The sequence below is a fragment of the Viridibacillus sp. KH_047 genome, assembly GCF_057838945.1.
This window is the reverse complement of sequence record NZ_CM174479.1, coordinates 1,309,755-1,323,444: the sequence shown is the minus strand read 5'-3', so window position 1 is coordinate 1,323,444 and position 13,690 is coordinate 1,309,755. Positions and strand designations below refer to the sequence as shown.

Genomic DNA, 13,690 nt, shown 5'->3' with positions numbered 1-13,690 from the left:
TCCCTTTATAAGCATCTAAAACTATTGTGAGGATGCTCCCTTTATAGTTAACTGTATTTAATATGCCATTGTTGCTGATTTGTTAATTTATTTGCTTAACTTTTCTTGTCCATGATATTGATTTAGATCCAATCTTATTAATAAATTTGCAAATAAAGATGCTCGTTCAGCTAGTTTGTCAATTTGAATATGTTCATATTCTGCATGAATGCCTTTACCACAAGCACCTAAACCGTCTAGAGTAGGAATACCTATAGCTGCAGTGAAATTCGCATCACTTCCTCCTCCAACAGAAGCTTCTTCTAAATCTATACCTAGTTCACCAGCTATGGTTTGATCGCATTCAAACAGTTCTTTTGTTTGTTCAGTTCTCACCATTGGAGGTCTTTTGATGCCACCGGATACTTCCAATTTGATACCTTTTAAAATGGGGTTTAAATTTAAAATAATATCCGTCACCCGTTCTGCTTCTTCTTTTGTGGTAACACGTAAATCAATTTTAGCTTCCGCGTACTCTGGAACTACGTTCGTCCCACTTCCTCCAGTAAAGGTTCCTACATTAACAGTTGTTCCTTTTTCGTAATTAGTCAATTCTTGAAATACAATTACTTGTCTAGCTAATTCTTCAATAGCGTTTATGCCATCTTCATGATGACTACCTGCATGAGCGGCACGTCCCCGTATTTTTAATGTAAAAGCCCCTACTCCTTTACGAGCAGTCTTTAAAGCACCTGAATAACCCTCAGCTGGCTCAGCTACGAGTACAACTTTACTTTTTTTCGCTTCTTCCTCGATATACTCTTTAGAAGTAATTGAACCAATTTCTTCGTCTGAATTGCAAAGAAATACAATCTTTTTATTTAGAGGAATCTTTAGTTCTTGGATGGCTTTAATTGCCCACAGAGATTGAATAATGCCACTTTTCATATCTAAGACACCAGGGCCGTATAGGGGAAATTTTGTAGAGGATTATAAATCAATACTACACGCTCTTTGGATTTGTAAAAAGCAAGATACAAGTGCAGGGAGAGGGGCTATACAAGAAATGCTTCCTTACTTTTTATCCGATTCACAATTACGACATCGTTTATCAATATTAGCGAACACTAATTGCATTAAAGTTGGCATTAAAAAACAGGGAACGGAGATTACAGAATTCGGTGTAGAGATACTCAATCGGTTAGAATTGTAATTACTATAGAATGCGATTTTAATACAGAACCATAATTATAAGTAAAAAAGTGAGAGCCTTGCAGAAATTGAGTAAGGCTCTTTACTGTTACTGATGCTTTTATACTTAGCTTGTTTCCCTTAAATAATATAGGAATGATACACTGTTGGCACGAACTTAAACAATCTTAAAAGTCCCTACTATTGGCTTAAACATCACCAAATAGGCCTTACGAAAGATGATAATTTACCTTCATTTTCTTCGGAAATTAATTTTGATAAATCTTCTTTGAGCATTTGCATCCGTTCATTACCTATATTTTCACTCCAGCGTCCCTCAATCTCAGTTAGTATCTTCTCTTTTGCTTTCACTACTAACCAACCTCGTTCAGTCAAAACAATAATTTTCCCTCTTTTATCAGTGGGATGACTTTGACGCATAACATAACCATTTTTCTCAAGATAATCTACCATTTTACTTACAGCCTGCTTGGTAATTCCTAAATACTCAGATAGTTCTACACCTGTAGCTCCATTAGGAATAATACATTTAAACATAAAGCCATGTACAGGTCTGAAATCTCCAAATCCTAATTCACTTAATCTTTCATGTAGTTCATTAATCGATGCACTATAGGATAATGATAAAAGTGACGTAAGATCCAATTCACTAAATTCACTATGATTCATACATAAACCTCCTTATAAAAAGTCAAACTTGTTGACTATATTCAAATTCCATTGTACTATTAGAAATCTAGTCAATCAAGTTGACTACATTTTAGTATAAAAGAAATAAGATTCACCGAAACAAAATAAAGAAATTATGGGGGTTTCTCATGGCTAACATCGTTAAAATTAGAGGGAGTGTATTTGCTCCATATGCTTGGTTGGAACCTATTAAAGAAACTTCAACTGGAAGAGTATTGGAATACGCTGGTGATGCACGCGAATTTACACCATACGCTGTAAACACAATGCGGTCAAGATTAGAGCAAGAAGTGATTATTGATTTTTTAAAAAAGGAAATTTCAACATATGCAAATGCTTGTATCGTTACTGTCAAAGTTACTAATCCGGATGGTTCAGTTGATTATAAAAAAGGAAAAACAAGTACAGAAAACATAGTATGTACTAATGTTGTGTGGGGCGCTGATGATGTTTCTTTTGAAATGAGAGCTAGTGCCAGTAATCCATTAAATACAGAAGCACCTGCGGCTGACTATTTATTGACTGTACGTGTTAACAAAAATGGTGTGGCGTATATTGAAGGTTCCCATGATGGGTTCCCCTGCTATGAGTTTTATAAACAAACAGATTTCGGTCCATTTGAATTAATATATACACATGATTTTAGAGAAACTGGTGACACTCCAGCTGCACTAGCTGGGGAAATGGAATACAGTTTTAAAACGACAATCTAGATATATATACTAAGTAGAAGTTTACAAGCAGAAAATAATAAAAGAACAGCATTATTTATACGAAAGAAATTGCGATCTGTTTTGTTAATGGATCAATATGATCATCCTAAATAAAAATTGAAAATTATAGAGGTGTATCTCATGAATACTATCGTTAAATTTAGAGCAAGTGCATTTATTCCAATGGCCTGGACTGAACCTAAGAAAGATACTCAAACAGGGGATGTAATTCAATTCGAAGGTGATTCACGAGAATTTACACCATATGCTGTCAACGCTATGCGTTCTAGAATTGAACAAGAAGTAGTTGTTGATTTTTATAAAAAAGAGATTTTCACATATGCAAATACTGGCATAACAACAGAAAGAATCACAACTCCTAATGGTTCTGTTAATAAAAGAACAGGACAAGCTAGTACGGAACTTATTTTGTGCTCGGATATTGTATGGGGAGAGGATGACGTCACATTTCGTATGAGTGCTAGTGCTAGCAACCCACTAAATGTATATGCACCTCCCGCTGATTATCTATTAACGGTACATGTTAAAAAAGATGGTACTGCCGATATTCACGGTAAACATGACGGATTCCCTTGTTATGAAATTTATAAGCAAGTAAATTTTGGTCCATTTGAAGAAATTCATACACACGACTTTAGAGAAACTGGTGATACACCTGAAGCCATGGCTGGTGACATGGAGTATAGTTTTAAAAAGATATTGTAAAGAAAAATAATACGCTAATCATAACTTAAGAGAAGCAACAGGAGGAAAAAAGAATGACAACAATTTTATTCGTAAAAGCAAACAATCGTCCAGCAAATCAAGCTGTTAGTGTGAAATTATATGAGGCTTTTTTAGCGAGCTATAAAGAATCTCATCCAAATGAGACAGTGGTAGAACTTGATTTATACAATGAAGAATTGCCATATGTAGGAGTAGATTTGATTAACGGCACATTTAAGGCTGGAAGAGGACTAGAATTAACAGAAAAGGAAGCAACAGCAGTATCTGTTGCTGATAAATATTTAGACCAATTCCTTGCAGCTGATAAAGTTGTATTTGGTTTCCCATTATGGAACTTAACAATTCCAGCTGTACTACACACATATATTGATTACTTAAATCGCGCAGGCAAAACATTTAAATATACGCCAGAAGGACCAGTAGGGCTTCTTAGTAATAAGAAAATTGCATTATTAAATGCAAGTGGCGGTGTGTATTCTAATGGTGCAGCAGCAGAACTAGAAATGGCTGTTAAATATGTAACAAATATGATGGGCTTTTTCGGTGTAAACGATATAGAGAAAATAGTGATTGAAGGTCACAACCAATTCCCAGATAAAGCTGAAGAAATTATTGCTGCAGGGCTTGAAAAAGCTGTTAAAGTAGCAAGTACGTTCTAATAACTAAACACTTATCGTTAAATATAGCAGTACCACCACTTTTATAGCGGTGGTACTGTTTTTTTATTTGCTTATCTTGCTATTTTTGGGATGTAACAGCCCTATTGAGATGTTTACTTTACATCAAACGATAGAAAGAATGATTACATTGCAATGAAACGAAGATGGACAAAAACTATATAAATTTGATTTCCTTCTTCAACTCTTCTCCCCCGCAAGTTGAATATGAGATACTGATTACTTATACTTTCCAATGAAAAGAACACTTGGTCTATCCATTTGAATCCAACAGAGTAATTTAATATAGCTTAAATAAAGAAATAGGGCTGCCCTTAAAAGTCGATTTTCTTCGACTTTTAGGACAGCCCTTTTCACTGTGTTATATTACCAAATCGTCACAATAGACAAGATGAAATATCACCTTTATTTTCTAGTGAAATTTCCCAATTGAAAATGTTATACCTAATTATTATTAATAACATAGATTAAGTATACAGGATTGTCTTCTACTTTATATGTTAATGTCAGCATGTAGATTCCTTTATCCTCTTTTGAAATATCTATCATTAGCTTATCAGGATTTTGCTCCCACTCACTGACATCAATCTCTGTCTCTTTAAAGGTTTTAGTGTTTCTAACCCCTGCTAAATGCGGTTTTACTTTCTTTCCATCTATTCCTGTAACAAGATTATCTACTTCAATTACTGATCCTTTTAATTCTCCTACTTCAACATATTGCGGATCAGCTATTAAGTTTTCTAATTTAGTTAAACCTTTTAATGGAGAGAAATCTGTTATTTCATTTCCTTCAATATTTAGCGTTACTAAGTTTTTAGCATGTTCTAAACCTTCAAGAGATCTTGCTCTTCTCGATTCACTTGTTAATGTTGTCAGTTTATACATATCAGCAAGAGTTATATCACTAGATAACCCTAATGTTTTCTTGATAGAATCACTCAAATATTTATCTTTTATAGTAATCACTTGAGTTAAATCTATTTTAACTAAACCTTCTTTAGCTGCTTTTAATGAAGCTATTGCTTCATCTACTTCTTGTTGAGTTGCTTTTTTATTTGCTAGAACCTCTTTTGCTTTAGTTAACGCAATATTTAGAAGTTCCATACTTTCAGAGGTATAATCCTCTTTATCAATTTCTTTTGCCTTTTCAATCGCTTTTTCTAGGTCTTTCGTGAATAATCTTTCTGCATTTGCGAAATGTAATTTGGCATCTCCCCATGTAGCATGGTCAGATCCATTACCATTTCCACCGTCAGTAACAACTAATTTTAATTCTTTAGCGCCGCTAACATTCACTTCAATGAACTTTTGAGGATCTCTAGAATTCATCAAGCCACTGTCGAATTGTTTTTCACCATCTACAAATACTTGGAAAACAACAGAACCGACAGAATCATACATTTGACGGTCTACACCTACAAATGAAGTGAAGTAATCAGCATCTTTATCCGTTAAATCATAGACGATTGTTGAATTAGAATGTGCGCCAATACCTTTCTCGTAGGTTTTCACACTACCATCTTCTCCAGTTAATCGTAACGTATTGTTACTTATCGAAATATTTTTCTTTGGAGCTGTGTAGCTGTTTTGAGTAGATTTCCAATCGAAATCAGATAGATAGTTGTAATCATCCATATTTACTACAGAAATCGTTCTCTTCGCAGTTGATTCATTACCATCGCTATCTGTTACTGTATAAGTAATATCATACTTACCGGCTCTATCAAAGTTAACAAGGTCTGTTCCTGTAATCTTTACTTTATTTGTTATATCTCCATCCTCACGATCAATTGCTGAATACGCTGAGTTAATATTGATAGATTCTCCAACTTTAGTTGCCATAGATTTAGGAATCGTTAGTGTCGGTTTACTAGAATTTTGCGTGAATTTCGCATCAGCCCATACTGTATGATCTGCTGTATTCCCGTTATTTGCATCAGTTGTAATTAGTTTTACTTCTTTTGCTCCGGTTACAGGAACTTTGACAAATACATGTTCCGTATCGGCTTTGAATACATCACTCTCGATTTTCTTCTCGCCATCAACCCATACTTCAAATGTTGCAGATGAAGACTCACCTTTCATCGCTTGGTCAATTCCGATATAACTTTCAAAAAAGTCAAAGTCTTTACCTTCAATATCATAGACCACTTCGGAATTAGCGTGTACACCAATACCTTTCGCATAAGGTGCATCAAGACCTTGTCTAATTAATGTTATCGTTCCACCAGAAACTGATTTATCTTTTTGTAATGATCCCCAACCAACATTTACGGATTTAGCAGTTAGATCAGAGATATATGCATAATCACTAGTTACCGTAACATTTGTTGTTTTTGTTTCTACTGAATCTGCATTTGTTATTTCATATACGACTTTATAGTTACCTTTTTTAGTTACATCTACAGTATTTGATTTAATCGTTACGTCTTGTGTTATATCTTCACCTTTATAACTAGAAGCTTTCACATAGTCCATAGGATCAAATTTACTATGCAATTTTAAAGTTACATGTTTTTCTACAGACAATAATGGTGTAAATGCATTAATTTTCACTGGTTTTGCTGTGTTTAGTTCCTTATCATATGCAACAATTTCATAAGAATAGTTAATCCCTGGAGCTGCATTCTTATCTACAAATGCATTAGTAGAAGTAAATCCAATTGTTTCACCATTTCTTATGATTTCGTAGCCTAAAGTGTTCTTTACATTTTCTTTATCCATTTCAAAATTCAAAGTCACTTGATTAGAATTTGCGTTTAACGTAGCTGAATAATTTACATCCTCAGTAAATTTCCCACCATTATCTAAGTATATTTTATCGTTGATATACCATATTTTTTTAGAAGGTTTAGGGTATTTAGAAGTGTATTCCTTAACTTCATCACCCGCACGTAAACCATGTCTTGCAAAATGCTCATATAAATCTAATTTTAATACATCAGATGAAACTTTTACCCATTCTTGGTGTATTTGCTCGATGTTACCTCCACCAAATGAGCTACTTCTAAATTCTTGCTCAAATTTCGGATAGAAATTTTCATCATATAATTGCAACTGCCATAGAGGTGCTATATGAGACAATAAACTAACATCATTTTTTGGATAATGTACATTCTGCGAATAATCTTCTAGAGCAACCTTAGGAAGAATATTCTTTTCCCAAAGGTTTTGTTCCGTTATTTTCGTAGCAGTCCCACTTATTTTTTGGAAATGTAATGGGAGTATATTATTTGTTGTTTCTACAATTCGTCTATTTGTTGTGTCAAAGTTATGACCCATTTCATGAGCCAATCCCCAACCCATGTTAACATCCAATGCTCCACCTTGTTCACCAGGTCTAATTCCAGTGATACCATTATTAGCATTCATAAACGCTCCGCCAGTTAGATGCTTAACCATTGTTACGTATCTATATTTAAAATCAGAGTTTTTCTCTGTAGAATTATCAAATCCCCAGAATTTCATCGTTTCTCTAAGTGCTTCATCAGATTTATTAGCAGTTTCACTCGGTAATTTATTATTTTCTTTAAACCATTTTAGAGCATATGTTGCTTCTACATTGACTAAAGCCTTATCACTAAATACTTCAAATGCATTTGGTAATGTAGAATCTACTTTTAATAACTCAACATATTCTTTTAGTTCTTTTAAAACTTCTTCATCATTATCTACACCTTTAATGAAATGTGGATATGAAAATGCGCCTTCTATACGTATTTTAGGTTTTCTACCTTGTTCTTCAGATGTATATGGATTAACTGTATACAATACGCCTGCTTTTGCAACTCCAGGTTTTACTTCGTTATCAGGTCGTTCAGGAACTATAATTTTATTCATGCCCGGCTCTAGTTGTATATCCATTGTTCCATTATGTTGGCTTTCCATTTGTTTGAATACCAATTTCGGTGTAGGTTTGCCTGCTTCAACATCAACAAAAACGTTTATTTCTTGACCAGACTTAACTGCTAAACCAGTAGGTTGCCAATCTTGGAAGTTCCAAACTCGCCTTTTTTGGGATTCTTGTATTGAATCTCCTCTACTTTCTAATGACCACACACTATTCTTTAGTTCCTCTGGGTTTGCTAGTATGTTTTTAGCTACCTCTAATTTTTCTTTTATTATAGTATACAATGGGTGGTTTTTAGCTTTTGCATCTAATTCATTAATTGCTTGTATATTATTATATTCTGGGACGATTTCAGTCATTGTTCCATCAGTGAATATATTGTTTATCTGATCAGCAAATGTATCTTCTTTATAAAATGCTAATTCAGATAAAGTTGCCCAATTTTGATTTGATTTCTTGAATTTAAATTTAACTCGCTTAAATGTAGTTGGTTCAAATTTTGCTTCGACTAATCCAGATACCATATCTTGTTTTCCTGTCGCGACAAGTTCATATGTATCTCCTTTAGAAGTTTTAGAAGCATATATTTCAAACTCTTCTGCAAATCCTTTAAGGTCAGATGGTCTTGCTCCATACATGATTCGATTAAGTTTAGCTGCTTCTTTAAACTCTACTTCAACTTCATTTGTGAACTCGTTTGAATTAGATCTATTAGTTTCCCAATAAGTATTAAGGTCCTCATCAACAGCATTTTCTATTACGGCACTACTATAATGACCTGCATTATTACGAATGCTCTTGATATTTTCATAGTCCATTCTAAATAAATTAGAATATTCCTCATTAGAATAATGAGGGAATGATTTTGTTATGGCTGAAGTTGCTTTTATATCTTCTTGCTCTATTAATGCTTTTGCATCTTTTATATCTTCTTTAAATACTTCATATAAAGGGTGTGTTTGAACACTTTTCTCTAATGCTTCTAACTTTTCTACTGTATTGAACTCATCAGATACTATATTGTGGTTTTCATCAGTAAATAGTTTTTTCATACTATCTTTTACTTGGTCTTCTTTATAAAAGCTAAATTCTGCTGCACTTGCCCAATCTTGATTGGCTTTTTTGAACACAAATTTAATTCTTTTGAATTCAGTTGGTTTAAATTGCATTTCAACAACATCACCGGTTGAACCTTTATATTCTCCAGGAGACACTAAAGTAAAATCATCACCTTCATCTGAGATAGATCTATAAATTTCAAACTCTTCCGCGAATCCTTTACCTTTTGCACTGCTTTGTCTAGCCGCATAAACGATTCTATTTAATTCAGTCAATTCATTTAGACTGAATACTACCTCGTTAGTAAACTGCGTATTATTCGCTCTTCCAGTCTCCCAGTGTGTATTCATATCTCCATCTATTGCTTTATTAATAGGAGAGCCCGAATAATTCCCACCGTTATTTGTTATCGATTTAATGTTTGAATTATCCATTTTGAATACTTCATTATACGCACTTAAATTATTCTTTCCGTATAAATCGAATTTACTAACTGTAGCATTTTTGGCCTCATTGATCTTGCTTTCTAATGCCATTTTATTATGATTCGTAATCGGTGCTGCCAAAACATTCACGGCACTCCCCGAATAACTTGCTAACAACGCTGTTGATGTTGCAATCGCAATTAATTTGGACATTTTCTTCGACATATGCTTTCTCCTCCAGATGAATAAAACCCTAAGAAGTTCATTAAAAAAGCTACTCTATAAGAGAGTAGCTAACTTTTGATCACGTCTAAATAAAAATAATTAAGACATTTTTATTAAACTCAAAATAACAAAAAGTATAATGCACTCTTTGGCAACTGGCTGGCATAGTTATTCAACCTTAGCCCCTCTAGCTTTGCGTCCCTAAATTTCTCTAGGTTTGCCTATTCAGTTTTTATAATTCTAAAGTACCATGATAACTTGCACAACATCATGAATCATATGTAATGTTTTACATTAAATAAGTTCCAATTTATTTTTCTTATACTAGTTAGTATAGCCCAACACTTATCACCTATTTATTGAGTTTTTTAAAAAAACCTCATTTTTTACATCGTAAAAGTCGTATAACTAAAGCTTTACTGGAATAGAATTTTGTCTTATTTAGTAAAAATGTATTACACTAAATGTTTAATCTTTAATTTTTTTAACTATTCTACTATATATTCATTACCGTATAAGAAAAAGCTCCTAAACGATTCATTATCATCTAGTAGTTATGAGCATTAAACTTAATCCATATAAATTACTAGCTATAGTAATATTCTTTTAATAATTGGGGCATGTATTCATTAATAATCGATTAATTTTATTGATGAGTTAGATTTTCAATACAATAAAAAACACCACTTCAAAAGAAGTGGTGTTTTTTGATTTTATTCAGTTTTTGCATCGTTCACTTGATCAAATTGAATGCCGGTAATATGTACATTTACCTCTTGCGTTGAAAGAGATGTCATATTAAAGATAGCTTCACGAATCTGGGTTTGAACTTGTTGAGCTACTTTCGCAACAGATGCACCATATTGTACGAAACAATATACATCTACGATTAAGCCCGTCTCAGTCCATTCGGTTTTAATACCTTTCCCATGAACTTTTTTACCGAATTTTTCTACTACGCCTGTAGCGAAGTTTCCTCTTGTACCAGAAACGCCTTCCACTTCTGTAGTAGCAATTCCTGCAATAACTTCAATAACTTCAGGCGCTACCTCAATCTTACCTAGCTCTTCCTTACCAACAGGAGTGCTTTGAGGTAATGATTGTATAACTTTTTCAGCCATAGAATTCGCCCCTTTCTTATGAATTCATGACGTCATTTTCTTCAAGGAATTTCGTATTGAAATCACCTTTTTTGAATACTTCATGATCCATTAATTTAGCGTGGAAAGGAATTGTTGTTTGAATGCCTGGTCCTTCAACAATGAATTCACCTAATGCGCGTTTCATCTTAGCAATTGCTTCTTCACGTGTATCTGCATGTACAATCAATTTTGCAACCATTGAATCGTAGAACGGAGGAATACTATATCCTGGATACATAGCAGAGTCGATACGGACACCGTAACCACCTGGTGCTATATAATCTTCTACTTTACCCGGTGAAGGCATAAAGTTTTTAGATGGATTTTCTGCATTGATACGACATTCCATCGCCCAACCATTCACTTTCACATCTTCTTGTTTATACACTAATTTCTCGCCAGAAGCAATCTTAAGCTGTTGTTGAACAAGATCAATACCTGTAATCATTTCAGTTACTGGATGCTCTACTTGAATACGTGTATTCATTTCCATGAAGTAAAACTTGTCTTCATGGTAGTCAAAGATGAATTCTACCGTACCAGCACCGCGGTATCCACAAGCTAACGCAGCTTTAACTGCAGCCTCACCCATCTCAGCACGACGTTCCTCAGAAAGTGCAGGAGACGGAGCTTCTTCAACAAGTTTTTGCATACGACGTTGAACTGTACAATCACGTTCACCTAGGTGAATTGTATTGCCATAGTTGTCCGCTAGTATTTGGATTTCACAGTGGCGGAAATCCTCGATGAATTTTTCTAAGTAAACGCCAGGGTTACCGAATGCTGCAGCAGCTTCTTTTTGAGTGATTTGAACGCCTTTAATCAATTCTTCCTCAGTGCGTGCTACACGGATCCCTTTACCACCACCGCCGGCAGTTGCTTTAATGATTACTGGGTAACCAATACCTTTCGCAACTTCGGCTGCTTCAGCTGCATCAGCAACGATACCAGCTGAACCTGGAACTGTTGGTACACCCGCTTTAATCATTGAGTCTTTTGCTATATCTTTAATACCCATCATTTTGATGGCATCTGAAGTTGGTCCAATGAAAGTAATACCAGCATCCTCACATGCTTCTGCAAAACTAGCATTCTCTGCTAAGAAGCCATATCCTGGGTGAATCCCATCACAGCCAGTTTTTTGAGCAACACTTAGTATACTACTAATTTTCAAATAACTATCACTTGAAAGTTTTGGTCCGATGCAATATGCTTCGTCAGCTAATTGAACGTGAAGTGCATCACGATCTGCTTCTGAATACACAGCTACAGACTGAATATCTAATTCTTTACATGCACGAATAATACGTACCGCGATTTCTCCACGGTTTGCAATTAATACTTTTTTCATTTAAATAGGCCTCCCTTAGTTCTCTTTTACTAGGAACAGAGGTTGACCGTATTCAACTAAATCGCCGTCTTTAACAAGAATTTCAACGATTTCGCCACTAACTTCTGCTTCGATTTCATTAAATAATTTCATTGCTTCAACGATACATACTACTGCTTCTTCGCCTACTTTATCTCCAACTTTTACGAAAGCTGGTGATTCAGGGTTAGGAGCTTGATAGAAAGTTCCTACCATTGGTGAAGTGATTTTATATAATGATGCATCAACTGCTGGCGCTGCTTGTACTGCTTCAGCTACTGCAGGTGCTGCTACTGGTGCCGCTGGAGCCGCAACTGGTGCTGGCGCTGCAACTGGAGCTACTTTAACTACTGGCGCTTCAGTTACAACTGCCACACCACTATGTTTTTTAAGTTTAACTTTTGTATCTGCTACCTCATAAACGAACTCGTCAATTGAAGATGAGTCTACTAATTTAATAATTTCTCGAATTTCCTGAATTTTCAACATAAATTACTCCCCTTAATGTGTGAAATATAATACACTACTTATTCTATCGTGTTTTGGGGTTTTTTTAAATAGATAATTGAAAATAGGAATTATTCAAGACAATATCGTTATTTTTTCGTTAAAAAGACTCAGATTTAAAATCTACTACAATATCGCCAGCTGTAGGTACCTCTTTTTTAACGGTGTATACGATTTCATTTGCTTTTGATTTTGATAATTCAGCAGACTGTACTGTAACACGAATTCGATCATCTTCAGCTCGTACAAATGCATCTGAATAGCCTAAAGTTTTAATGAGCATTTCTAACATCGCTTCATTAGATTCCTTCTTAACAATAACATCCATGTCGTTATATGCTTCATTCTTTTCTTCAGCAGTATACTTTTCCGAAGCTATTTTTTGCGTTAGAGTTGCTTTCAATTGACTACGTTCATTTAGTAGCTCCATACGCATTTCTTCAAATAAGTCACTTTGTGCTGTAACAGGTGTTTTATCATTGCCTGTTAGTTTAGCAATATCATCAACTGCGGTATTATTTAATGTGCCATCTGAGAAGATTTTAAGACCATTAAATGGTTGTGTTGGATTCATAAGATAGTACACTGAAATGACTGCTGTTAAACTCAATAATGTTAAAAACCAAACCGCTCTCTTTTTTACTCTCATTTTATTTCCCCTCTCTTTTCCATAGGCATTACAACAATTCTGTGTGCCGGAATTTCCAGCACTTTTGTCAGCGTAGTTACTAATTCATTCTTTACCGCGATGTCATCCGCTCCTTCCGCAACAACTAATACTCCAGTTACTTGCCCACTTTCTTGTCCACTTGTATTAGACCAGCTGAAATAATTCTCTAAGGATGAAGATTCTTTTTTTACATCTTGTGCCGTTTGTCCACCTGCATAAAAATAGAGCTCAACTTTCCCAACTTTGTCAATCCTAGATAAAATGACTGCTAGTTGTTCCGCTTCATTAGTAGATACAATTTCTCCTTTAGACGATGTTTTCATAGGATTTTCATTATTGTATGAAAACATGGCTACAATAATGATGACAATTGCCATCAATATTCCTACATAGTAAATTGACGTTTTTTTCATATTCTGCACCGC

The 13,690-nt window shown here is 34.5% G+C and carries 10 protein-coding genes, 1 pseudogene and 1 riboswitch; of the genes and pseudogenes, 3 read left to right on the top strand and 8 right to left on the bottom strand.

Annotated features, from left to right (window positions below; translation table 11 throughout):
- Positions 1 to 87: 87 nt before the first annotated feature.
- Together AC3IS5_RS06650 and AC3IS5_RS06645 are read right to left on the bottom strand one after the other, a co-directional pair.
- Positions 88 to 939, bottom strand: a pseudogene (locus tag AC3IS5_RS06650) (M20/M25/M40 family metallo-hydrolase); the annotation flags it as partial.
- Between the two features lie 447 nt (positions 940 to 1,386).
- Positions 1,387 to 1,860 carry a MarR family winged helix-turn-helix transcriptional regulator gene (locus AC3IS5_RS06645; protein ID WP_489427086.1) on the bottom strand — a complete coding sequence of 158 codons (474 nt, stop codon included), beginning with the start codon at positions 1,858 to 1,860 and terminating at the stop codon, positions 1,387 to 1,389.
- A gap of 149 nt (positions 1,861 to 2,009) precedes the next feature.
- Between AC3IS5_RS06645 and AC3IS5_RS06640 the strand changes: the two genes are divergently transcribed.
- From AC3IS5_RS06640 to AC3IS5_RS06630, 3 genes are all read left to right on the top strand, one after another.
- The gene (locus AC3IS5_RS06640) at positions 2,010 to 2,594 is read left to right on the top strand and encodes a DUF3238 domain-containing protein (protein ID WP_489427085.1); all 585 of its coding nucleotides are present in this window, start codon (positions 2,010 to 2,012) and stop codon (positions 2,592 to 2,594) included.
- 141 nt (positions 2,595 to 2,735) lie between these two features.
- Positions 2,736 to 3,320 carry a DUF3238 domain-containing protein gene (locus tag AC3IS5_RS06635; RefSeq protein WP_489427084.1) on the top strand — a complete coding sequence of 195 codons (585 nt, stop codon included), beginning with the start codon at positions 2,736 to 2,738 and terminating at the stop codon, positions 3,318 to 3,320.
- A gap of 53 nt (positions 3,321 to 3,373) precedes the next feature.
- Entirely contained in the window at positions 3,374 to 4,000 is a 627-nt protein-coding gene (locus tag AC3IS5_RS06630; protein ID WP_489427083.1) for an FMN-dependent NADH-azoreductase, read from the top strand.
- A 462-nt stretch (positions 4,001 to 4,462) separates the two neighbouring features.
- Here the strand turns inward: AC3IS5_RS06630 and AC3IS5_RS06625 are convergent, their stop codons facing one another.
- The 6 genes from AC3IS5_RS06625 to AC3IS5_RS06600 form a co-directional block, all read right to left on the bottom strand.
- The gene (locus AC3IS5_RS06625) at positions 4,463 to 9,577 is read right to left on the bottom strand and encodes an NPCBM/NEW2 domain-containing protein (protein ID WP_489427082.1); all 5,115 of its coding nucleotides are present in this window, start codon (positions 9,575 to 9,577) and stop codon (positions 4,463 to 4,465) included.
- A gap of 147 nt (positions 9,578 to 9,724) precedes the next feature.
- A riboswitch (cyclic di-GMP riboswitch) is annotated at positions 9,725 to 9,809 on the bottom strand.
- 481 nt (positions 9,810 to 10,290) lie between these two features.
- Complete coding sequence (locus AC3IS5_RS06620) at positions 10,291 to 10,698, bottom strand: Asp23/Gls24 family envelope stress response protein (protein ID WP_489427081.1); 408 nt, start codon at positions 10,696 to 10,698, stop codon at positions 10,291 to 10,293.
- A gap of 16 nt (positions 10,699 to 10,714) precedes the next feature.
- The gene (gene accC / locus AC3IS5_RS06615; RefSeq protein ID WP_489427080.1) at positions 10,715 to 12,070 is read right to left on the bottom strand and encodes an acetyl-CoA carboxylase biotin carboxylase subunit; all 1,356 of its coding nucleotides are present in this window, start codon (positions 12,068 to 12,070) and stop codon (positions 10,715 to 10,717) included.
- Positions 12,071 to 12,085: 15 nt separating this feature from the next.
- Positions 12,086 to 12,577: an acetyl-CoA carboxylase biotin carboxyl carrier protein gene (gene accB / locus AC3IS5_RS06610; protein WP_053416283.1), complete on the bottom strand. Its 492-nt coding sequence runs from the start codon at positions 12,575 to 12,577 to the stop codon at positions 12,086 to 12,088.
- Positions 12,578 to 12,695: 118 nt separating this feature from the next.
- Positions 12,696 to 13,244 (bottom strand): SpoIIIAH-like family protein, encoded by a 549-nt coding sequence (locus tag AC3IS5_RS06605; protein ID WP_489427079.1) that lies wholly within the window; start codon positions 13,242 to 13,244, stop codon positions 12,696 to 12,698.
- The gene (locus tag AC3IS5_RS06600; protein ID WP_489427078.1) at positions 13,241 to 13,678 is read right to left on the bottom strand and encodes a hypothetical protein; all 438 of its coding nucleotides are present in this window, start codon (positions 13,676 to 13,678) and stop codon (positions 13,241 to 13,243) included. The genes AC3IS5_RS06605 and AC3IS5_RS06600 overlap by 4 nt, the downstream gene beginning before the upstream one ends.
- Positions 13,679 to 13,690: the final 12 nt, after the last annotated feature.